Here is a 19,864-nt window from a genome sequence, read left to right as displayed (position 1 = left end):
CATGCCGATCAACGAGACGCTGTCCCAGTACAGCGACTACTCCTACACCACCGCGGCGGCGATCTACGTCCTCGCGCTGATGTTCGCCCTCATCGAGCAGGGCTTCGGCGCGAAGGGCCGTCTCGCGGCGGAACGCAGCAAGCAGAAGGCCCGCGAACTGGTCGGCGCGGGCGGTCCGCCGCCTGCCTACGGGACGCCCGTCGAGACGCCGCGCGAGGTCGGCCGCCCCGAGCGCATCGGCCGTATGGGCGCCGCGCTGCTGGTGCTCGCCGCGCTGCTGCACCTGGCCGCGATCGTGCTGCGCGGATTCGCCGTGCACCGCGCGCCGTGGGGCAACCTCTACGAATACGGCATGGCCACGACCTTCATCGCCGTCGTGACCTGGCTCGTCATCATGCGGAAGTTCCCGGTCCGCCACCTCACCGGCTTCCTGCTGCTGCCGGTCGTGATCCTGATGTTCGTCAACGGCACGATGCTGTACACGACGGCCGCGCCGGTGCAGCCCGCGCTCCAGTCGTACTGGCTGATCATCCACGTCTCCGCGGCGATCATCGGCTCGGGCGTCTTCCTGGTGCCCGGCGTCGCGAGCGTCCTTTACCTCTTCCGCGCCGCGCACGACGACAACCCGGCGAAGTTCGCCAAGTTCGCCCCGAAGCTGCCCGCCGCGGACGTGCTCGACCGCATCGCCTACCGCACCACCATCTTCGCCTTCCCGATCTTCACCTTCGGCGTGCTCTGCGGCGCGGTGTGGGCCGAGGCGGCGTGGGGCCGGTTCTGGGGCTGGGACCCGAAGGAGACCGTCGCCTTCGTGGCGTGGGTCGTCTACGCGGCGTACCTCCACTCCCGTGCCACCGCGGGCTGGCGCGGGAAGCGGGCCGCGATCATCAACATCGTCGGCTTCTCCGCGACGATCTTCAACATGTTCTTCGTGAACCTGGTGACGTCGGGGCTGCACTCCTACGCCGGGGGCTGACCGTCGCCGCTGCGCGCGACCCGGCTACCGTCAATACTGAGGTAATGGGGGAAGACGTGCGCGGAGGAGGAATTCAGCGGTGACCGGACCCAGCGAAGAATCGGCTCCTGGCCACCCCGAACCGACCGAGAGCGCCCAGCCCTCGGAGATGTTCTCCGAGGACAGGACGGACTCGGCGCCGCATCCGGCCGCGAGTGGTTTCGAGGCCGAGCCGACCCAGGTCGTCCAGCCGCAGTACCCGCAGCAGGGCCAGTACCCGCAGCAGCAGCCCGCTCCGCCGCTGCCGCAGCCTTCGCAAGGGCAGCAGTATCAGCAGCCCTACGACCAGAACCTGCCGCCGTTGCACCCTCAGCCGCAGCAGGCTGCCCAGTACCCGCCGCCTCAGCAGCAGTACGCGCCGCCGCCGCAGCAGCAGGCGGTGCCGGGGCTTCCGCAGCCGCAGGGCAGGCACGCGCTCCCGGACGAACTCGCCACCGCGAGCCTGGTGAAGCCGCAGAAGCGCAAGCCGCAGTCGGGCTGGCGCAAGGCGCTCTACGTGGGCACCGGAAAGCTCGTCAACCCGGGGGAGAGCCCCAAGGACACGCGCAAACGCGAACTGATCGCGCAGATCAACCAGCCGCTGCGCGGGTGCTACAAGATCGCGATGCTGAGCCTCAAGGGCGGCGTCGGCAAGACCACCACGACGACCACGCTGGGCTCGACGTTCGCGTCGCTGCGCGGGGACCGGGTGGTCGCCGTCGACGCGAACCCGGACCGCGGCACGCTGTCGCAGAAGATCCCGATCGAGACCACGGCGACCGTGCGGCATCTGCTGCGGGACGCGGACAAGATCACCAGGTACAGCGACGTCCGCTCGTACACGTCGCAGGGCGGGAGCAGGCTGGAGATCCTCGCGAGCGAGCAGGACCCGGCGGTTTCGGAGGCCTTCTCCGAGGACGACTACCGGCGCACGGTCAACCTGCTGGAGCACTTCTACAACATCGTGCTCACCGACTGCGGGACCGGTTTGATGCACTCGGCGATGAAGGGCGTCCTGGACGTCGCGGACGCGCTCGTGGTGGTCTCGTCCGGCTCCGTCGACGGGGCGCGCAGTGCGTCGGCCACGCTCGACTGGCTGGAGGCGCACGGCTACGGCGACCTGGTCAAACGGTCCGTCGCGGTGATCAACTCGGTGCGGCCGAAGGGCGGCTCGGTCGATCTCGACAAGCTCTCCGCGCATTTCGGCGCGCGTGTCCGTTCGGTGTGCCGCATCCCGTTCGACCCGCACCTGGAAGAGGGCGCGGAGATCGAACTGGACCGGCTCGGCGAGGACACGCGGCTGGCGTTGCTGGAACTGGCGGCCACCGTCGCGGACGGCTTCGGCGGCCAGCAGTACCAGCCGATCCAGCCCTAGTCTTTACTCTTTGTCCTCGTCTTTACCTTTGCGCTGCTGCTCACCGAGCTTGCGCAGGAAGTCGGGGTCGTCGTCCGGGGCCAGTGTCGGTCGCGACGAGGGCACCCCGACACGCTCGATCCCGAACGCGCGCCACAACACCACGGCGACGGTGAGCGCTCCGATGGCCGCGAGCAGATAGATCATGCTCGGTCCCTTTCCGCGTGGAGGACGTTGCTCAGTCCCACGAGGCTAGCCTCTTTGCCGCGCGCGGGGGGACTCATGGATACCCCAATGTGACGAAGGGCGGTTACGAGCCCTTCGTCACTGGAGTCCTTTTTAGGGGAAATGCCTGGTCAGACCTTGCGAGTGGGCTCGCTGGCGTCGGTGGTCAGCTCGGCGAGGAGCTCGTTCACCTCGGCCTCACGGAACCGGCGGTGCCCGCCGGGAGTGCGGATCGAGCCGATCCGGCCCGCGGTCGCCCAGCGGGTCACGGTCTTGGGGTCGACCCGGAACAGGGCCGCCACTTCGCCGGGGGTGAGCAACCTTCCGCCCATGGTCGCGGTCATTTTCCGCCTCCTTCACGGTTTCGGTGCTAAACCGGAGGCGGGTCCGATGCCCGTCGTGCCGGGTAGCCAACACGGCAATCGTTGCATCTCACCCGTCAGGTACTCGAACGGTTGTCCATAGGTAAAGAGCCCTTAAAGGTCAAAACCGACAACCGCGACATGCGTGGATCGAGGCCCGGTCTTGTCACGGATGTATGAAAACGCGCCCTGATCTCGCGAATCGGGGCGTGGCACCTAAGGTGTAGCGGTGGACCAGGTGGATCGGAAGATCATCGCGGCATTGCGGGAGAACGGGCGGGCTACCTACGCCGACCTCGGCCGGTCTGTCGGGCTCTCGGCTTCATCAGTGCACGAGCGGGTCGGCAAGCTCGAAGCCGCCGGCGTGATCACCGGTTACCACGCCATGGTCGACCCCAACACGGTCGGACTCGGGGTGACGGCGCTGGTCGGCATCCACCCCACCGACACCGCGACCGAGGACGACGTCGCGGAGGCACTCGGGGCACTGGACGAGGTCGAAAGCTGCTACGCCGTCGCGGGTGACGAAGCCTTCGTCGTCAAGGTGCGGGTGGCGACCGTCGACGATCTGGAGAAGACGCTCGGCAGGCTGCGGCGGATCCCCGGCGTCGGCCGGACGAACACCACCGTCGTGCTCTCCACCCGCTTCGAAGGGCGGCCCAACAACGCGGGCCTGGACGAGGGCCGCAACGGCGACGCGTAGCCTGCGTTGATGTGAGCGATAATCACCTGCCCCGTGACCTGACGCTGTACGTGCTGGCCAGGTTCGTCCTGGTCGGGGTCATCGCGGGGGGCTTGCTGCTGGTCAACGTCCCGCTGCTGGTCGCGTTGCTGATCGGCCTGGTCGTGGGGCTGCCGCTGGGTCTGCTGCTGTTCCGCCCGCTGAACGCGCGCGTGACCGCCGGACTCGCCCGCCGCAACGAAAAGCGCGCTCGCGCCCGTGCCGAACTGCGCTCCCAGCTGCGCGGCGACCGAGCGGACGGCGCCGCGTGAGCCGTCTGCACAGCCGGAGCTGGGTTCGCGAAGCCGTCCGCATCATCGAGGCCGACGCGAACCGCAGCGCCGACACGCACCTGCACGTCTTCCCGTTGCCCGCCGAGTGGGGCATCGATCTTTACCTGAAGGACGAGTCCGTCCACCCGACCGGCTCGCTCAAGCACCGGCTCGCGCGTTCGCTGTTCCTGTACGGCCTGGTGAACGGCCAGATCGGGCAGGACACCGTGCTCGTCGAGGCGTCCAGCGGCTCGACCGCGGTTTCGGAGGCGTACTTCGCGCGGATGCTGGGGCTGCGGTTCATCACCGTGGTGCCGCGCAGCACGTCGCCGGAGAAGATCGCGCTCATCGAGTTCTACGGCGGCGAATGCCACTACGTCGACCGCGCCCCGGACATGTACCCGGAGGCCGAGCGGCTCGCCGCGGAGTGCAACGGCCACTACCTCGACCAGTTCACCTACGCCGAGCGCGCGACGGACTGGCGCGGGAACAACAACATCGCCGAATCCGTGTACGCGCAGATGCAGTCCGAGCGGCACCCCGTGCCGACATGGATCGTCGTCGGCGCCGGGACCGGCGGCACGAGCGCCACCTTCGGCCGCTACGTGCGCTACAAGCGGCACACCACGAAGATCGCCGTCGTCGACCCGGAGAACTCGTCGTTCTTCGGCGCCTGGCAGACCGGGGCGCTCGACTACAGCACCGGCATGCCGTCGCGGATCGAGGGCATCGGGCGGCCGCGCGTCGAACCGTCGTTCGTGCCCGGCGTGATCGACGAGATGCTCCAGGTGCCGGACGCCGCTTCGCTGGCGGCCATCCGCGTGCTGCGCGAGCGGACCGGGCACTGGGCGGGCGGCTCGACCGGGACGAACCTCTTCGGCGCGTTCACGCTGATCTCGCGGATGGTGTCGGAGGGGCAGGCGGGCAGTGTCGTCACGCTGCTGTGCGATGGCGGCGAGCGGTACGCGAATACGTACTACGACGATGCTTGGCTGGCGCAGAAGAACATCGACATCGCGCCTTATCTGGACAAGTACCGGGAGTTCTTGGCGAGCGGGAAGCTCGCTCCGGAGGCCTGAGGGTCTCGGCCGGGCTGGCGCTTCTCGGGGGTGTTGCGAAAGCCACTTTCGCAACCTTCAGCGTTGCGAAAGTGGCTTTCGCAACGCCGGATGGGCGGGTCTACCTCAGGTTCGCCGAATCACCAAAGGGAGCAAGGGACCTTTGCTACCACGTGAGCTACATGTGGTGACCGCACCGTTCCTGGACCACAACAGATAGTGCCTCGAAGCGAAAAACTCAAGGTATGAACGGCCCATTCATCCCCCGAACGAGGCCGGTCTGGTTAGTGCGCCAGTGGCCGACGGTGTGTGACCTGGTACCGCACTCACGTGATCGAAGCCGGAACTCGCGTGATCAGCGGCGGAACACTCGAGTGCGGCCTTCAATCACGCGAGTTACGTGCCTGATCACGCGAGTTACGCCTTCGCTCAAGCCGAGCCTCATGTTCCCAGTCCGTGAAGGGAGCCTTCAGCCCACTCGTGACAGCAGCGTGAACACACCAAACGACCCGAAATCCGGACAGTCCCGGAGCAAACTCAGAGCGCCAGCGCGACCGCGCTCAGCACCGCCCACCCCAGCATCGCGAACCCGGTGTCCCGCAGCGCCGGGATCAGCGCCCGCCCCTGCGCGCCGCCACCGACGGCCTTGACCGACTTCAGCAGCAACGGAGCGGTCACCAGGCCCAGCAACGCCCACGGCGTCACGAAGGCGAGCAGCACGCTCACGACGTACGGGACGGCGACCAGCGTCAGGTAAAGCCGTCGGGTGCCGCCATCACCGAGCCGGGTGGCGAGGGTGCGCTTGCCGGACTCGATGTCGGTCGGGATGTCGCGGAGGTTGTTGGCGGTCAGCACACCGGTCGAGAACGAGCCGACGGCGACCGCGCAGCCGAGCGCGGCCCAGCTCAGCTGTCCGGCTTGGACGTACACGGTGCCCAGCACGCCGGCCAGCCCGAAGAAGACGAAGACCGCGATCTCGCCGAAACCGTAGTAGCCGTAAGGCTTTTTGCCGCCGGTGTAGAACCAGGCACCCAGGATGCAGACCACGCCCATCGCCAGCAGCCACCAAAGTCCGCTGATAGCGACGAGCACCAGCCCGAGGACTCCGGCGAGTCCGAGTGCGACGAGAGCGGCCGTCAGGACGGCCTTCGGCTTCGCGACCCCGGAGCCGACCAGCCGCAGCGGGCCGACGCGGTTCTCGTCGGTGCCGCGGATGCCGTCGGAGTAGTCGTTGGCGTAGTTGACGCCGACGATCAGCGAAAGCGAGACGAGCAACGCGAGAATCGAGCGCGGCCAGGAGAAGCCGTCGAGCGCGACCGCCGCGCCGACTCCGGCGACCACCGGCGCCACCGCGTTGGGCAGCGTCCGCGGGCGCGCCCCTTCGATCCATTCACCAGCAGTCGCCATGCCGCCATTCTGGCCCTGGCCACTACCGGCCGGTATGCGGGGCTCGTCACCTGCCCGGCCATCGCGGGCAGGTGACGAGCGGCCCTACTTCAGGTCGTCGATCGCGTCTTCCAGGGTCCAGGTGAGCGTGCCGCTGTTCGGAACGGCGGTCTCCGGTTCGTCCGCCAGCGCGGGCCCGGCCAAAGCGACCAGTCCCATCGTGACGGCGGTGCAGGCCAATACTGTGCGTGTCCAGCGCGTCATATGTAGACGTAAACCCGCGGGTAATGATCGTGTCAACAACGTCCCGGTAATCGGTGGGGAATTCACGACCTTCGTAGGAGATTCCTGACGGCCGTCCTGTCGACCTTCCCGGGGCCCCTCAGGGGGAGTTCTTCGGCGAACTCGACCCGCTTCGGAGCGGCCGCCGCACCGGCCTCCTCACGGCACGCGGCACGCAGCGATTCGACGTCGCAACCAGCGCCGACGACGAGCGCGACGACGGCCTCACCCCACTCGGGGTCGGGTACTCCGACCACGCACGCGTCCCGGATTCCGGGTTGCGCGGTCAAGATCCGCTCGACGGCCGCGGCGGCCACCTTCACCCCGCCGGTGTTGATCATGTCGTCGATCCGCCCGAGGATCTCCAACCGCCCGTCGGCCGTCCACCGGCCACGGTCCGACGTGCGGAACCGGCCGCCCTCGAAGGCCTCCGCGGTCAGCCCGGGTCGCAGCCGGTAGCCGTGCGCGAGGACGCCACCCGTGATACAGACCCGCTCGTCTTCGAGGTCGACGTGTACTCCGTCCAGCGGTACGCCGTCGTAGACGCAGCCGCTCGCGGTCTCGCTCATGCCGTACGCGGGCACGATCTTCACGCCGGCTTCGGCCGCGCGCTCGCGGAGGTCGGCGGTGGTCGCCGCGGCGCCGACGATGATCGCGTCGAACGCGCGGGCCGCCGCGAGCCCCGGGCCGCCCGCGTCGAGCAACCGCCCGAGCTGAGTCGGCACGAGCGCGGTGTAGCGCGGGCCGTCCAGGCCCAGCAGCGGCGCGGCCGCTTCGGCGAAGGCGTCCGGCCGGAAACCGGAGCCGTGCAGGACGGCGGGCGTCGTCCCGGCCAGGAGCGAGCGGACCAGCACCTGCAGCCCGCCGACGTACTGGGCGGGGGTCGCGAGCAACCAGTGCCCCGGCCCGCCGAGCCGTTCGTGGGTCGCGTGAGCCGAGGCTGTCAGCGCCGACGCCGACAGCAACACCCCCTTCGGCTCGCCGGTGGACCCCGAGGTGGCGATGATCACCGCCGTCCCGGGCTCGGCTGGGCGGGCCGGTTCCATCGCGTTCCGCAGCGCCTCCGACGAGTAGGGGAGGACGGGCGAGCCGCCGTCGAGCGCCTCGGCCAGTGCCGCGGTCAGCTCGACGATCGACTCCGGACTCCCGTCCACCCCTACCGCACGCATCCCGCCAGGCTAACGCCGAAGGGACGCCCGCCTCAGCACTGCTTCGTGGCGCCGCCGTCGCTCAGGTAGTAGTCGGAGAACCAGCCCTGTTTCTGCGTGCCCGCGATCCGGCCCCAGGTCCAGGTCCGCTTGCCTTCGATGGATTCACCCACCGTCCAGCAGTGGTAATAGATCAGCGTGCCGCCGTCGACCCAGCCGTACGCGGAGCAGCTGGTGTGCGGGCCGGTGCGGTAGCGCATCCGCTGCTTCGCGCGCCCTTCGCCGCTGTCCTTGTTCGTGTGGCCGTGGTTGCAGCTCAGGGTCTGTACCGGGTCCGCGGGCGCCGCACTGGCGACGCCGCCGACACTGAGCAGCCCCGCCGCGACGATGCCGGGCAGCGTCAGTGCCGCTCTCCGTAGAGATTTCTTCATGGTCGTTCCCCCTCGAATGAGTCGGGTTTCTCTTTCGAGGGGGAACGTAAGCGCCGCCGAATGCCCTGCTCCAGGCCTTTTCGCCTGGTCGAAAAGGGGTCAGTAGTAGTACGGGAACGCCGACCAGTCGGGGGAGCGCTTCTCCAGGAAGGAGTCGCGGCCCTCGACGGCCTCGTCCTGCATGTACGCGAGCCGCGTGGTCTCGCCGGCGAAGAGCTGCTGGCCGACCAGGCCGTCGTCGGTGAGGTTGAACGCGTACTTGAGCATCCGCTGCGCCGTCGGCGACTTGCCGTTGATCGCCCACGCCCAGTCCAGTGCCTCGGCCTCGAGCTTCGCGTGCGGGACGGCGGAGTTGACCGCGCCCATCGCCTGCATCTGCTCGGCCGTGTACTCGCGCCCGAGGAAGAAGATCTCCCGCGCGAACTTCTGCCCGACCTGCTTGGCCAGGTACGCCGAGCCGTAGCCGCCGTCGAAGGAGCCGACGTCGGCGTCGGTCTGCTTGAACCGCGCGTGCTCGGCCGAAGCCAGCGTGAGGTCGCACACCACGTGCAGCGAATGCCCGCCGCCCGCCGCCCACCCCGGGACCACGGCGATGACCACCTTCGGCATGAACCTGATCAGCCGCTGGACCTCGAGAATGTGCAGCCGCCCGGCCCTGGCCGGATCGATCGTGTCGGAGGTCTCCCCGTCCGCGTACTGATACCCGGAGCGTCCGCGAATACGCTGGTCACCACCGGAGCAGAACGCCCAGCCGCCGTCCTTCGGCGACGGGCCGTTGCCGGTGAGCAGGACGCAGCCGACGTCCGAGCTCATCCGCGCGTGGTCGAGCGCGCGGTACAGCTCGTCGACGGTGTGCGGGCGGAAGGCGTTGCGGACTTCGGGACGGTCGAACGCGACACGTACGACACGTTTGCCTGAGCGGCTCTCAGAGGAGCGGTGATAGGTGATGTCGGTGAAGTCGAAACCTTCGACCTCGGTCCACAAGGCCGGGTCGAACAGCTCGGAAACCTGGGCGTCATCCACGTTTGGGAGAATAGGACGTGTGGCCGTGAGTCGTAGTGTGAAACCCGAGGTCTGCCGGTGAATCCTTCCACCGCGCAGGCCAGGGTCATCGTCGACGAACTCGTCCGCAACACCGTCTCGCACGTCGTCCTCTGCCCGGGCTCACGCAACGCCCCGCTGTCGATCGCGCTGTACGACGCGGCGGCGGCCGGACGCCTCCAGTTGCACGTCCGCATCGACGAACGCGGCGCAGCCTTCCTCGCCCTCGGCATCGCCGCGCGCACCGGCCGCCCCGTCGCCGTGCTGTGCACCTCGGGCACCGCGGCCGCGAACTTCCACCCCGCCGTGCTGGAGGCCGATCGCGCGGGGGTCCCGCTGATCGTGCTGACCGCCGACCGGCCGCCCGAGATGCGGGCCGCCGGCGCGAGCCAGGTCATCGACCAGCACCAGCTCTACGGCAACGCCGTCCGCTACTTCGACGAGCTCGCCGTCGCCGAACGCCGTGCCGGGCAGAACTCGTACTGGCGCGGCCAGATCTGCCGCGCCTGGAACGCCGCGTACGGCGAATGGCGCTGCGGGCCGGTGCACCTGAACATCCCGTTCCGGGAGCCGCTGGTGCCGGACATCGACGATGACGGCGAGTGGTACGAGTCACTCGAAGGGCGTCCCGACGGCGCTCGCTGGACCGAGCTTCCCGACTTCGGCGCGCTTCCCTCGTTCGTGGTGCCCTCGGCCCGGTCCGGCCTGGTCATCGCCTGCGACACCGGCGTGCAGGCGGCCAGCGAATGGGCCGAACTGCACGGCTGGCCGGTCGTCTCCGAGACCGGCGGCATCGGGATGGCAGGCGCGACGGCGATCTCGTCCGGCGCCTGGCTGCTCGGTGTCGAGGAGTTCATCTCGCGGCACAAGCCCGAACAGGTTCTCTGCATCGGCCGCCCGACGGTGTTCCGGCAGGTCCAGCGGGTGCTGTCCGATCCGGACGTCGAGGTGCTGCTGGTCCGGCCCGATTCGGACTGGCCCGCGCCCGCGCACAACGTCCGCCAGGTCGGCCAGTGGTTCGACGAGCCGTCCAAACCGGCCGACCCGGAATGGCTGGCGAGCTGGCAGCGCGCGGACAAGGCGGCGTCGGCGGCGGTGACCGAAGCGCTGGCCGCGGAGCCTTGGCCGAGCGGGCTGCGCCTGGCGACCGAACTCGTCGACGCGGTCCCGGAAGGGTCGCTGCTGGTCGTCGGCTCGTCCAATCCGACGCGTGACGTCGCGCTCGCCGGGCGGCTGCGGCCCGACGTCCTCGTGCACCGCAACCGCGGTGTCGCCGGGATCGACGGCATGGTCTCGACCGCGATCGGTGCCGCGACCGTCCACAGGGGACATTCGTACGCCCTGCTCGGCGATCTGACGTTCCTGCACGACGCGAGCGGCCTGCTGACCGGGCCCGCCGAACAGCGTCCCGACCTGACGATCGTGGTGCTCAACGACGACGGCGGCGGCATCTTCTCCCTGCTGGAGCAGGGGGCGCCGGAGCACAACGCCGGCTTCGAGCGCGTCTTCGGCACGCCGCACGGAGCCGATCTGGGCGCGCTGTGCGCCGGTTACCGCGTGCCGCATGTCGTCGCCGAGACACTCACCGAGTTCCGCGAGGCGCTCAAGCCCGCGCCGGGGCTGCGGGTGGTGGAGGTCCGCGTGGACCGAACGCGTCACCGCGAGCTGCACGCGCGACTCCGTACGGCGGTTTCCTCGGCTGTGCGGGCTGTCTAGCGGTTTTCGATCTCAGTCCAGGGGTTAGGAACCCCTCCTTTGGACGTGTCTGGAGCATGATCGGCTGGCTACGTTCGAGCGCGCTGACAAATCCTGGGAGGATTCGCAATGCGCTTGAAGACTCGCGCCGGCTTCGCCGGATTGACCGCGGGCGTCGTCTCGGTGCTGCTCGCCGGTTCCGCGGCGGCCGCACCCGCGCCCGGCTCGATCGGCATCGGCGACCCGTACTACCCGCACGCCGGTAACGGCGGCTACGACGTCGGGCACTACGACCTGCGGCTGACCTATCAGCCCGCGACCGACCTGCTGTCCGGGGCCACGACGATCCTGCTCACCGCGACGCAGGACCTCTCGGCCTTCAACCTGGACTTCGGTCTGAAGGTGTCGAGCGTCCGGGTGAACAACCGGCCCGCGAAGTTCGCGACGTCGACCGACGGCACCGGCGAGCTGACCGTCACGCCGTCGGCTCCGCTGAAGAAGGGCCAGACGGCCACCGTCGTCGTCGCCTACGCGGACACGCCCTCGAAGGTGAAGATCGACGGGTTCACCGCGTGGAAGAAAACCCCGGACGGCGCGCTCGCCGTCGACGAGCCGCAGAGCGCGGCCTGGTGGTTCCCGTCCAACGACCACCCGACCGATCTGGCCACCTACGACATCTCGGTCGAGGTCCCGAACGACGTCGCGGCGCTGTCGAACGGCACGCTCGTGCGCAAGACGGTGCAGCGGCCCGGCTGGACGCGCTGGAACTGGCGCAGCACCAAACCGCAGGCGACGTATCTCACGTCGCTGGAGGTCGGCAAATTCGAGGTGAACCAGCAGACCACTCCGGACGGTCAGCCGTTCATCACCGCGTACGGCGCCGACCTCGGCGAGTCGCTCGGCGCGGCCAAGGCCAGTATCGAGCGGACGCCGGAGATCACCGAATTCCTCGCCTCGAAGTTCGGGCCGTACCCGTTCGAGGCGCAGGGCGGCGTCGTCACCACCGGCATCACCTTCGCGCTGGAGAACCAGACGCGACCGGTCTACGGCGCCAGGGCGTTCCGGTCCGGCTCGAACACCTCGATCGTCGCGCACGAGCAGGCGCACCAGTGGTTCGGAGACAGCGTCACGCTCGGCAAGTGGAGCGACATCTGGCTGAACGAGGGCTTCGCCTCCTACGGCGAGTTCCTGTGGTCGGAGGAGACCGGCGAGGGCACGGCGGACGAACTCGCGCAGTACATCTACGACTCGGTGCCTGCCGAGGACCCGTTCTGGCAGGTCCTGCCCGCCGACCCGGGTGCGGAGAACCAGTTCGACGCCGCCGTGTACGACCGCGGCGCGCTCGCGGTGCACGCGTTGCGCAAGACCGTGGGCGACGACACGTTCTTCCGGATCCTGCAGACCTGGCAGCAGGTGAAGAAGGCCAAGTCGGCAGTGATCCCGGAGTTCATCGCGTTGGCGGAGAAGATCTCGGGCAAACCGCTGTACGACCTGTTCCAGACGTGGCTGTACACCAAGGGGAAGCCCGCGGTGGGCCCGAACGGTGCGCATGCTTTCCGGGCCGCTGTGGCCCCGGTCGCACCGAAGTCCTACCCGCAGATCAAGGCGACGCACGAATTCCTCGCCGCGCGACACGCCCACTGACGGGTAGCGATACGCTCGCGGCGTGACGGCCAAAACGGAGCGGGTGAGGCGCATCGGGTGGTATGCCGCCCTCGTTGTCGCCTCACTCGTCACCGTGCTCGGCGTCTCGCTGCTGTTCGCCGCCATCCGCAACGACAGCGCGATCGAAGCGGAGCTCGGGCAGGCCACGGCCCAGGTCGAGTCGGTGGCCTTCGACCGCACGATCATCAACTACGCGACCCCCGACGGCATCATCCACAGCCCCGCCAACGGCGTGCTCTACCCGTCGGGGCTGGCCGCCGGGCAGCTGGTGAACATCGAGTACGACGTCGGCGACCCGGAACTCGCGCGGGTGGCCGGGCGCTCGGCGGCGAACACGCTGCTGCCGCTGGGCAGCATGATCTTCTTCACCTGGCTGATCGCCGGTCCGCTGCTGTGGTGGATCCGGCGGCAACGGCTGGCTTACCGGCGCTTGCTCACCGAGTCCGCCGCCTGATCACGCGAGTTACGCCTTCAATCACGCGAGTTACGCCTCTAGTCACGCGAGTCCCGTCCCCAATCACGCGAGTCCCGTGCTCAGTCGCGCGAGCTTGCCGTGCGGAACCGGCGATCACACGTGATCAGACGGACGACACGCGTGATTGGAAGGCGAACTCGCGTGATTGGGGGCGGAACTCAGCCGACCGACTCCCGCCACCAGCCCAGCACCTCGTCCGCCACCCCGGGGGCAGCGACCAGGAGGGCGTCGACGGGCAGGGCGGTGTCCTCGCCGTGCCGGTCCAGCACCACGGCCCCGGCCTCGATGGCCAGCGCGACCGAGCCGGCGACGTCCCATTCGCGGTAGCTGTGCAGCACCGCCGCGGCCGCGTGCCCCAGCGCGACCTGCGCGATCGCCAGGGCCGCCGAGCCGAGCACCCGGACCCCGGCGTGCGCGGCGGCGGCCCGTTCGATGAACTGGCCCATCCCCGGCCAGACGCCCTTGCGCGTGAGCTCGGTGCAGACGATCGCCCCGGCGGTGCCGCGGCGGTCGGTCAGCGTGATCGGTTTGCCGTTCGCCCGGGCCCCGCGGCCGCGCGCGGCGGCGTAGATCTGGGCGCGGTACGGGTCCGCGACCACGCCCACCACCGGTCCCGAAGCGTCGATCAGGGCGAGGCTGTACGCGCACCACGGCACCCCGGCGACGTAGTTCGCGGTGCCGTCGACGGGGTCGACCACCCAGCGGTATTCGGCGACGTCGGCACCGTGGTCGGCGCCGAATTCGCCGCCGACGACGGGGATGCCGGGGAATTCCGCGGTCAGCACCCGGCGGGTGTGGCGCTCGAGGATCCGGTCGGTGTCGGTGACCCAGTCGAAGGGTGAGTCCTTCGGATCGGGCTGGGCGCCCCGGCCAGCGGTCGCGGTGATCACGTCGGTCGCGTCGTTGGCCAGCCGCCCGGCCACTTCGAGGGCCCTCGACACCAGCCCGGGCTCGACGGGCTGAGGCGGCCTAGACGACAGGAGGGTCATGCCTGCCTAGTGTGGCCGAGCCTGGTTTACGGAACACGACCTTGAGATGACATGTCGTCTGTTCCGTTTTTGTTGGCGTGGCCGTCACAACCGGATGCGACAGTGACCGCGTGCGAGTCGCGATAGTCACCGAAAGTTTCCTGCCCCAGGTGAACGGCGTGACCAACTCCGTGCTCCGCGTCGTGGAACACCTCCGCGACCGCGCGCACGACGTGCTGATCATCGCCCCCGGGCCGGGTCCCGTCGAGTACCTCGGCGCCCCGGTCGTGCGCATTCCCGCCCTCGACTTCCCCGGCGTGAACTCCCTCCCGGTCGGCGTGCCGACCAGGACGGTGCTCACCGCGCTGGCCGATTTCGGGCCCGACGTGGTGCATCTGGCGTCGCCGTTCGTGGTCGGCGCCCGAGGGCTCGCCGCGGCCAGGCGGCTGCGGGTGCCGTGTGTCGCGGTGTACCAGACCGACATCGCCGGATTCGCCGCCGCGTACGGCTTCGGCATCGCCGCCCGTGCCGCCTGGCGCTGGGTGCGCCGCCTGCACTCGCGGGCCGACCGAACGCTCGCGCCGTCGACGGATTCGGTGGAACAGCTGAAACTGCACGGGATCCCGCGGGTGCACCGCTGGGCGCGCGGCGTCGACATCGAGCGGTTCTCGCCGGTCCACGCCGATCCCGCGTTGCGTGCCGAACTGGCGCCGGACGGCGAACTGCTGGTCGGTTTCGTCGGCAGGCTCGCACCCGAGAAGGAGGTCGAGCGGCTGACCGCGCTGGCCGGGGTCGAGGGGATCCGCGTGGTCGTCGTCGGTGACGGGCCGGAGCTGCCGATGCTGCGCGAACGCATCCCGGGTGCGGCGTTCCTCGGCGCCCGCTACGGCGAGGAACTCTCCGCCGCGTACGCGAGCCTCGACGTCTTCGTCCACACAGGACCGCACGAGACCTTCTGCCAGGCCATCCAAGAGGCGATGGCGTCCGGCCTCCCGGTGCTGGCCCCGGACGCGGGCGGGCCGAAGGATCTGGTCCTGCCCGGCCGCACCGGCTATCTGCTCCCCGCCGACCGGGCCGGGTTCGCGACGGCGCTGGTGGACAAGGTGAACGACCTGCGCGACGAAGCGCTCCGGGCCAGGCTGGGGGAGAAGGCGCGCAAGGTCGTGCTCGGCCGGACCTGGCCGGCGGTGTGCCACGAACTGGTCGGCCACTACGAGGCCGTCCAGGGCAAGATCGCTCGCGCGGCCTGACTGATGCATATCGTCCAGCTGGCCAACTTCTACGGACCACGCTCGGGCGGGCTGCGGACGGCGCTGCACCATCTCGGCGCCGGGTACGTGGCCAGCGGTCATCAGGTGACCCTCGTGGTGCCCGGGCAGCGCTACGCGGACGAGACGCTGCCCTCGGGCGTACGCCGGTTTTCCCTTCCCGCGCCACAGATTCCCGGTACGGGCGGCTATCGCGCGGTCGATCCGCATCGCGTGCGCGCGGTGCTGAAACGCCTGGAGCCGGACAGGCTCGAAGTGTCCGACAGGCTCACCCTGCGCGGTATGGGTGTCTGGGCGCGGCGCAACGGCGTGCCCAGCATGGTGATCTCGCACGAGCGTCTCGACCGGTTGCTGGAGCAGTTCCTGATGCCCGAACCCGTCGCGCGGCGCGTCGCGGACGTCGCGAACCGGCGGATGGCGCGGCACTACGACACGGTGGTCTGCACGACGGCGTTCGCCCGCGCGGAGTTCGACCGGATCGCCGCGCCCAACGTGCGGCGCGTGCCGCTCGGCGTCGACCTCACGACCTTCGCCCCGGCCCGGCGCGACGACGGCTGGCGGCACACGCTGACCGGGAACGCCGACGCGCTGATCGTCCACTGTGGACGTCTGTCGCCGGAGAAGCACGTCGAGCGCAGTGTGGACACCGTCGCCGAGCTCACCGAGGCGGGGCACCGCGTACGGCTCGTCATCGCGGGTGACGGGCCCCGCCGCCGGGCGCTGGAACGGCGGGCACGCGGGCTTCCGGTGACCTTCCTCGGCTTCCTCTCCGGACGCGGCGACGTCGCGCGGCTGCTGGCCAGCGCCGACGTCTCCCTCGCGCCCGGTCCACACGAGACGTTCGGCCTGGCCGCGCTGGAGGCGCTCGCTTCGGGCACGCCGGTGGTGGTCTCGGCGTCGTCGGCGCTGCGGGAGATCGTGCGGCCCGGCTGTGGTGAGGCCGTCGACGATCGCGCGCCCGCCTTCGCGGGTGCGGTCACCGGACTGCTGGAGAGCCCGGAGGACGCCCGGCGGGCGGCGGCGCGGGCCCGCGCGGAGGAATTCGCCTGGCCGCGGGCGGTGCGGGGAATGCTCTCCGCGCACACTTGATCACTTTGTATCTTCTTTGTACAACCGGCATTCATCGTCCCCTCACGCCATCGAGCGAGAGGACGGCACGTGAGGTTCGAAGTACTGGGAACGTTCAGCATCTCTTCCGGTTCGGGGTCGGTCCCGCTGCACGGCCGGATGCGGAGAACGCTCCTCGGCGTGCTGCTGGTCCGGGCGAACACCTTCGTCCCGGTGAACGTGCTCACCGAGGCGCTGTGGGACAGCAAGTGGGAGCCGCGGGCGGTGCCGAAGCTGCACTGGCACGTCCACAAGCTGCGGCAGGCCTTGCCCGAGGGCGACCGGCTCGTCTTCGACAACGGCGGCTACCGGCTGGAGGTCCACCCCGGCGAACTCGACGTCGAGACCTTCGAGACGCTGGCGGGCCAGGCGTTGAAGGCCGCGGACCCGGCGCAGCGCGCCTCGCTGATCCGGCAGGCCCTCACGCACTGGCACGGCGCGCCCTACGAAGGCCTCGACGTCCCCTTGCTCTCGGACGAGACGATGCGGCTCTCGGAGCACCGCCTGGTCCTGCTCGAAGAGCTCTACCAGGCGGAACTCGACCTCGGCCGGCACGCGAGCGCGGCCGTCGAGCTGGCCGATCTGGTGCGGCGGCACCCCTTGCGGCAGCGTGCCCAGTACCTCCTGATGGACGCTCTGTGGCGAGCCGGCCGCACGTCCGACGCGCTCGCGGCGTACCGGCGTGCGCGCCGGATCTCGGTCGATCAGCTCGGCCTCGAACCGGGGCCGGAACTGCGGTTGCTGGAGCGGAGGATCCTCGCCGGCGAGGTCGCGGGGGCCGGTGCGCACCGTGCCCCGGCGTTGCTTCACCGGGCCAGGTGAACCTACGGGCTGTCGCTTTGCTCCCGCTTGGGTGACCTGTCTCAGAACTCCGGGGTTAGGGTTCGAGGTATGTCCCGAGCGAGTCTTGACAAGGATCCGCACGAAGTCGCCGCCATGTTCGACGACGTCGCGGACGGCTACGACCGCGCGAATTCGTTCATGACCTTCGGCTTCGACCGCCGCTGGCGCACCATCACCGGCCGGGTGCTGGACGCCAAACGCGGCGAGAAGGTGCTGGACCTCGCGGCGGGCACCGGCGTGTCCACCGTCGAGTACGCGCGCAACGGCGCGTGGTGCCTCGCGGCGGACTTCTCGGTCGGCATGCTCAAGGCCGGCAAGCATCGCGGCGTCCCGATGGTGGCCGCCGACGCGATGAAGCTGCCGTTCGCCGACGGCAGCTTCGACGCGGTGACCATCTCGCTCGCGCTGCGGAACTTCGTCGACACCAAGGCCGCGCTCACCGAGATCGCGCGGGTGGTCAAACCGGGCGGCCGGCTGGTGATCTGCGAGGTGTCGACGCCCACATTCCCGCCGATCCGCTTCCTGCACCGGAAGTTCATCGCGAAGCTGCTCACCTGGGTCGGCGCCAGGACCTCGTCGAACCCCGAGGCCTACTCCTACCTGGCCGAATCCATGCTGGCTTGGCCGGATCAGCGGACGCTGGGCGAGATCATCGCGAGCGCCGGGTGGACCGAGGTGGAGTGGCTGAACCTCACGTTCGGCGTCGTCGCCATCCACCGCGCCAAAAAGCCCTCTGTAGATTCTTAGACATGACCCGTCGCAACGCAGACCACGACGCCGAAGTCATCGTCGTCGGTGCCGGACCGGCCGGCTCCACCGCCGCCACGTACCTCGCCCGCGCGGGCGTCGACGTGCTGCTGCTGGAGAAGACCGAGTTCCCGCGCGAGAAGGTGTGCGGCGACGGCCTGACCCCGCGCGGCGTCAAGCAGCTCATCGACCTGGGGATCGACACCAGCGAGGACGCGGGCTGGGTGCACAGCCGCGGCCTGCGGATCCTCACCGGCGAGCTCACGCTGGAACTGGACTGGCCGGACCTGACGAGCTACCCGCCGTACGGGGTTTCGCGGACTCGCCAGGACTTCGACGACCTGCTCGCGAAGACCGCGGTGAAGGCGGGCGCGCGGCTCTACGAGCGCACCACCGTCACCGGTGCGGTGACCAGCCCGACCGGCCGCGTGATCGGCGTCGAGGCGAAGGTCGGCCCGGAGAAGACGCCGGTGAGCTACCGCGCTCCGCTGGTGCTGGCCTGCGACGGCGTCTCCGCGCGGCTCGCGCTGAGCGTCGGCATCCAGAAGAACGAGAAGCGCCCGATGGGCGTCGCGGTGCGGCAGTACTACAAGAGCCCGCGTCACGACGACCCGTTCATCGAGGGGCACCTGGAGCTGTGGGACCGCTCGGACCCGCGCGACCCGAAGCTGCTGCCCGGCTACGGCTGGGCGTTCCCGCTGGGCGACGGCACGGTGAACGTCGGCCTCGGCATGCTGTCGACGTCGGCCGCTTTCCGCAGCACCGACTACCGCGCGCTGCTGCGCCAGTGGCTCGACGGGACCCCCGAGGAATGGGGCTACCGCGAGGAGAACGCCATCGGCAAGGTCGGCGGCGCCGGTCTCCCGATGGGCTTCAACCGCACCCCGCACTACCGCGACGGCCTGCTGCTGCTCGGCGACGCCGGTGGCATGGTCAGCCCGTTCAACGGCGAGGGCATCTCGGCCGCGATGGAGTCCGCGCAGCTGGCGTCGGAGTTCGTCGTGCAGGCGCTGGCGCGTCGCGAAGGGCCTTCGCGTGAGCGTGCGCTGGAGGGCTACCCGCGCGCCGTCGCGGAGCTGATGGGCGGCTACTACCGGCTCGGCAACGTGTTCGCGAAGCTGATCGGGAAGCCGAAGATCATGCACGCCGCGACGAAGTACGGCCTGCGGATCAACTCGATCCTTCCGTTGGTCTACAAGGGACTTTCGGGTTGCTACGACGCCAAGGGCGGGGACGGCGTCGACCGTCTCATCGCTGCTCTGGCGCGGGCGACTCCCTCTCCGCGCTGACGCCACGCATTTCGTCCTCTGATTGCGGTAGTTCGCCCTTCGAACCACCGCAGTCAGAGGACGAAATGCGGGAAGTCGGGCGCGCGACGTCTGGACCGCTCATGGGCAACCCGGCCCTGCTCAGAGAGTTGTGAAAGCCACTTTCACAACCTTCAGCGTTGCGAAAGTGGCTTTCACAACGTCCCGTCCGAGGGTACGGCGGCGGGCGCGTCGCTCCAGGGGGTCGTGAGTGTTTTGGGTCGTTCTAACGACCCAAAACACTCACGACCAACCCCACCGCGCGCTCCGCCCACCCACCCCGCGCCGCCTCCCACCTGCGCCGGACCACACGTCTGGACCAGTCACGGGTACTCCGCGCAGTGGTATCGGTCACAGGACAAACGCGGTCAAACGGACCCCCGAAGCCGATCTTGAGAACGACGTCGCAGGTCACCGGTACCGCACGCCGGAAGTAACCGTACTGGCCGTGCGGTCAAGTTAGGGCAGCCTTATAGCACGGGGCCTAGGGACAAGAATGTGAGTCACGTCCTACACTC

Annotated in this window: 21 protein-coding genes; 13 read left to right on the top strand and 8 right to left on the bottom strand. The window is 69.5% G+C overall.

Going from position 1 to position 19,864, the window contains the following annotated elements:
* Nucleotide 1: 1 nt before the first annotated feature.
* Together ccsB and AVR91_RS25245 are read left to right on the top strand one after the other, a co-directional pair.
* The gene (gene ccsB / locus AVR91_RS25250) at nucleotides 2-973 is read left to right on the top strand and encodes a c-type cytochrome biogenesis protein CcsB (RefSeq protein ID WP_063272792.1); all 972 of its coding nucleotides are present in this window, start codon (nucleotides 2-4) and stop codon (nucleotides 971-973) included.
* A 79-nt stretch (nucleotides 974-1,052) separates the two neighbouring features.
* Nucleotides 1,053-2,366 carry a MinD/ParA family ATP-binding protein gene (locus tag AVR91_RS25245; protein WP_063272793.1) on the top strand — a complete coding sequence of 438 codons (1,314 nt, stop codon included), beginning with the start codon at nucleotides 1,053-1,055 and terminating at the stop codon, nucleotides 2,364-2,366.
* 3 nt (nucleotides 2,367-2,369) lie between these two features.
* Here AVR91_RS25245 and AVR91_RS25240 read toward each other — a convergent pair whose 3' ends face one another.
* Both AVR91_RS25240 and AVR91_RS25235 read right to left on the bottom strand, forming a co-directional pair.
* Nucleotides 2,370-2,552 carry a hypothetical protein gene (locus tag AVR91_RS25240; protein ID WP_005151794.1) on the bottom strand — a complete coding sequence of 61 codons (183 nt, stop codon included), beginning with the start codon at nucleotides 2,550-2,552 and terminating at the stop codon, nucleotides 2,370-2,372.
* A 149-nt stretch (nucleotides 2,553-2,701) separates the two neighbouring features.
* The gene (locus AVR91_RS25235) at nucleotides 2,702-2,914 is read right to left on the bottom strand and encodes a BldC family transcriptional regulator (protein WP_016330944.1); all 213 of its coding nucleotides are present in this window, start codon (nucleotides 2,912-2,914) and stop codon (nucleotides 2,702-2,704) included.
* A gap of 247 nt (nucleotides 2,915-3,161) precedes the next feature.
* Between AVR91_RS25235 and AVR91_RS25230 the strand changes: the two genes are divergently transcribed.
* Genes AVR91_RS25230 through cds1 form a run of 3 tightly spaced genes read left to right on the top strand, consistent with a single transcriptional unit; the run spans nucleotide 3,162 to nucleotide 5,004 of the window.
* The gene (locus tag AVR91_RS25230) at nucleotides 3,162-3,635 is read left to right on the top strand and encodes an Lrp/AsnC family transcriptional regulator (protein ID WP_016330945.1); all 474 of its coding nucleotides are present in this window, start codon (nucleotides 3,162-3,164) and stop codon (nucleotides 3,633-3,635) included.
* Between the two features lie 11 nt (nucleotides 3,636-3,646).
* Nucleotides 3,647-3,925 carry a DUF4229 domain-containing protein gene (locus tag AVR91_RS25225; RefSeq protein WP_016330946.1) on the top strand — a complete coding sequence of 93 codons (279 nt, stop codon included), beginning with the start codon at nucleotides 3,647-3,649 and terminating at the stop codon, nucleotides 3,923-3,925.
* Nucleotides 3,922-5,004, top strand: a complete 1,083-nt coding sequence (gene cds1, locus AVR91_RS25220; RefSeq protein WP_063272794.1) for an L-cysteine desulfhydrase Cds1 — start codon at nucleotides 3,922-3,924, stop codon at nucleotides 5,002-5,004. The genes AVR91_RS25225 and cds1 overlap by 4 nt, the downstream gene beginning before the upstream one ends.
* Before the next feature lie 516 nt (nucleotides 5,005-5,520).
* On the opposite strand, the gene AVR91_RS25215 is transcribed toward cds1, so the two are convergent.
* The 5 genes from AVR91_RS25215 to AVR91_RS25200 form a co-directional block, all read right to left on the bottom strand.
* On the bottom strand, nucleotides 5,521-6,390 hold the full coding sequence (locus tag AVR91_RS25215) for a 1,4-dihydroxy-2-naphthoate polyprenyltransferase (RefSeq protein ID WP_063272795.1): 870 nt from the start codon (nucleotides 6,388-6,390) through the stop codon (nucleotides 5,521-5,523).
* An 84-nt stretch (nucleotides 6,391-6,474) separates the two neighbouring features.
* Nucleotides 6,475-6,633 (bottom strand): hypothetical protein, encoded by a 159-nt coding sequence (locus AVR91_RS43415; protein WP_167337758.1) that lies wholly within the window; start codon nucleotides 6,631-6,633, stop codon nucleotides 6,475-6,477.
* 62 nt (nucleotides 6,634-6,695) lie between these two features.
* Nucleotides 6,696-7,820 carry an o-succinylbenzoate--CoA ligase gene (gene menE / locus AVR91_RS25210; RefSeq protein WP_063272796.1) on the bottom strand — a complete coding sequence of 375 codons (1,125 nt, stop codon included), beginning with the start codon at nucleotides 7,818-7,820 and terminating at the stop codon, nucleotides 6,696-6,698.
* Nucleotides 7,821-7,852: 32 nt separating this feature from the next.
* Nucleotides 7,853-8,230, bottom strand: coding sequence for a hypothetical protein (locus tag AVR91_RS25205; RefSeq protein ID WP_063272797.1), 378 nt, complete (start codon nucleotides 8,228-8,230; stop codon nucleotides 7,853-7,855).
* Between the two features lie 99 nt (nucleotides 8,231-8,329).
* Nucleotides 8,330-9,253 carry a 1,4-dihydroxy-2-naphthoyl-CoA synthase gene (locus AVR91_RS25200; RefSeq protein ID WP_007030899.1) on the bottom strand — a complete coding sequence of 308 codons (924 nt, stop codon included), beginning with the start codon at nucleotides 9,251-9,253 and terminating at the stop codon, nucleotides 8,330-8,332.
* Between the two features lie 57 nt (nucleotides 9,254-9,310).
* Between AVR91_RS25200 and menD the strand changes: the two genes are divergently transcribed.
* The 3 genes from menD (at nucleotide 9,311) to AVR91_RS25185 (ending at nucleotide 13,085) form a co-directional block, all read left to right on the top strand.
* Nucleotides 9,311-10,987, top strand: a complete 1,677-nt coding sequence (gene menD, locus AVR91_RS25195; protein WP_063272798.1) for a 2-succinyl-5-enolpyruvyl-6-hydroxy-3-cyclohexene-1-carboxylic-acid synthase — start codon at nucleotides 9,311-9,313, stop codon at nucleotides 10,985-10,987.
* Between the two features lie 108 nt (nucleotides 10,988-11,095).
* Nucleotides 11,096-12,610 (top strand): M1 family metallopeptidase, encoded by a 1,515-nt coding sequence (locus AVR91_RS25190; protein ID WP_063272799.1) that lies wholly within the window; start codon nucleotides 11,096-11,098, stop codon nucleotides 12,608-12,610.
* Between the two features lie 22 nt (nucleotides 12,611-12,632).
* The gene (locus tag AVR91_RS25185; RefSeq protein ID WP_063272800.1) at nucleotides 12,633-13,085 is read left to right on the top strand and encodes a DUF3592 domain-containing protein; all 453 of its coding nucleotides are present in this window, start codon (nucleotides 12,633-12,635) and stop codon (nucleotides 13,083-13,085) included.
* A 179-nt stretch (nucleotides 13,086-13,264) separates the two neighbouring features.
* Here the strand turns inward: AVR91_RS25185 and AVR91_RS25180 are convergent, their stop codons facing one another.
* Entirely contained in the window at nucleotides 13,265-14,095 is an 831-nt protein-coding gene (locus AVR91_RS25180; RefSeq protein ID WP_063272801.1) for an inositol monophosphatase family protein, read from the bottom strand.
* A 110-nt stretch (nucleotides 14,096-14,205) separates the two neighbouring features.
* On the opposite strand from AVR91_RS25180, the gene AVR91_RS25175 reads away from it, so the two are divergent.
* The 5 genes from AVR91_RS25175 to AVR91_RS25155 all read left to right on the top strand — a co-directional run bounded on the left by AVR91_RS25175 (nucleotide 14,206) and on the right by AVR91_RS25155 (nucleotide 19,328).
* Complete coding sequence (locus AVR91_RS25175; RefSeq protein ID WP_172843538.1) at nucleotides 14,206-15,324, top strand: glycosyltransferase family 4 protein; 1,119 nt, start codon at nucleotides 14,206-14,208, stop codon at nucleotides 15,322-15,324.
* A gap of 3 nt (nucleotides 15,325-15,327) precedes the next feature.
* Nucleotides 15,328-16,431, top strand: a complete 1,104-nt coding sequence (locus AVR91_RS25170; protein ID WP_016330956.1) for a glycosyltransferase family 4 protein — start codon at nucleotides 15,328-15,330, stop codon at nucleotides 16,429-16,431.
* Between the two features lie 69 nt (nucleotides 16,432-16,500).
* Nucleotides 16,501-17,271 (top strand): AfsR/SARP family transcriptional regulator, encoded by a 771-nt coding sequence (locus AVR91_RS25165; protein WP_063272803.1) that lies wholly within the window; start codon nucleotides 16,501-16,503, stop codon nucleotides 17,269-17,271.
* A gap of 69 nt (nucleotides 17,272-17,340) precedes the next feature.
* Complete coding sequence (locus tag AVR91_RS25160; protein ID WP_063272804.1) at nucleotides 17,341-18,039, top strand: class I SAM-dependent methyltransferase; 699 nt, start codon at nucleotides 17,341-17,343, stop codon at nucleotides 18,037-18,039.
* A 2-nt stretch (nucleotides 18,040-18,041) separates the two neighbouring features.
* Nucleotides 18,042-19,328, top strand: coding sequence for a geranylgeranyl reductase family protein (locus AVR91_RS25155; RefSeq protein ID WP_063272805.1), 1,287 nt, complete (start codon nucleotides 18,042-18,044; stop codon nucleotides 19,326-19,328).
* Nucleotides 19,329-19,864 lie beyond the last annotated feature (536 nt).

The sequence above is a fragment of the Amycolatopsis keratiniphila subsp. keratiniphila genome, from assembly GCF_001620365.2.
In the GTDB taxonomy this organism is placed as follows: domain Bacteria; phylum Actinomycetota; class Actinomycetes; order Mycobacteriales; family Pseudonocardiaceae; genus Amycolatopsis; species Amycolatopsis keratiniphila.
Note: the sequence above shows the minus strand (reverse complement) of the source record. Positions and strands in the feature narration are given on the sequence as shown.

What these genes read in the sequence shown, in the direction of transcription:
- ccsB (WP_063272792.1), top strand. Translation starts at nt 2, where the DNA reads ATGCCGATCAACGAGACGCTGTCCCAGTACAGCGACTACTCCTACACC.
- AVR91_RS25240 (WP_005151794.1), bottom strand. Translation starts at nt 2,552, where the DNA reads ATGATCTATCTGCTCGCGGCCATCGGAGCGCTCACCGTCGCCGTGGTG.
- AVR91_RS25235 (WP_016330944.1), bottom strand. Translation starts at nt 2,914, where the DNA reads ATGACCGCGACCATGGGCGGAAGGTTGCTCACCCCCGGCGAAGTGGCG.
- AVR91_RS25215 (WP_063272795.1), bottom strand. Translation starts at nt 6,390, where the DNA reads ATGGCGACTGCTGGTGAATGGATCGAAGGGGCGCGCCCGCGGACGCTG.
- AVR91_RS43415 (WP_167337758.1), bottom strand. Translation starts at nt 6,633, where the DNA reads ATGACGCGCTGGACACGCACAGTATTGGCCTGCACCGCCGTCACGATG.
- menE (WP_063272796.1), bottom strand. Translation starts at nt 7,820, where the DNA reads ATGCGTGCGGTAGGGGTGGACGGGAGTCCGGAGTCGATCGTCGAGCTG.
- AVR91_RS25205 (WP_063272797.1), bottom strand. Translation starts at nt 8,230, where the DNA reads ATGAAGAAATCTCTACGGAGAGCGGCACTGACGCTGCCCGGCATCGTC.
- AVR91_RS25190 (WP_063272799.1), top strand. Translation starts at nt 11,096, where the DNA reads ATGCGCTTGAAGACTCGCGCCGGCTTCGCCGGATTGACCGCGGGCGTC.
- AVR91_RS25180 (WP_063272801.1), bottom strand. Translation starts at nt 14,095, where the DNA reads ATGACCCTCCTGTCGTCTAGGCCGCCTCAGCCCGTCGAGCCCGGGCTG.
- AVR91_RS25170 (WP_016330956.1), top strand. Translation starts at nt 15,328, where the DNA reads ATGCATATCGTCCAGCTGGCCAACTTCTACGGACCACGCTCGGGCGGG.
- AVR91_RS25160 (WP_063272804.1), top strand. Translation starts at nt 17,341, where the DNA reads ATGTCCCGAGCGAGTCTTGACAAGGATCCGCACGAAGTCGCCGCCATG.
- AVR91_RS25155 (WP_063272805.1), top strand. Translation starts at nt 18,042, where the DNA reads ATGACCCGTCGCAACGCAGACCACGACGCCGAAGTCATCGTCGTCGGT.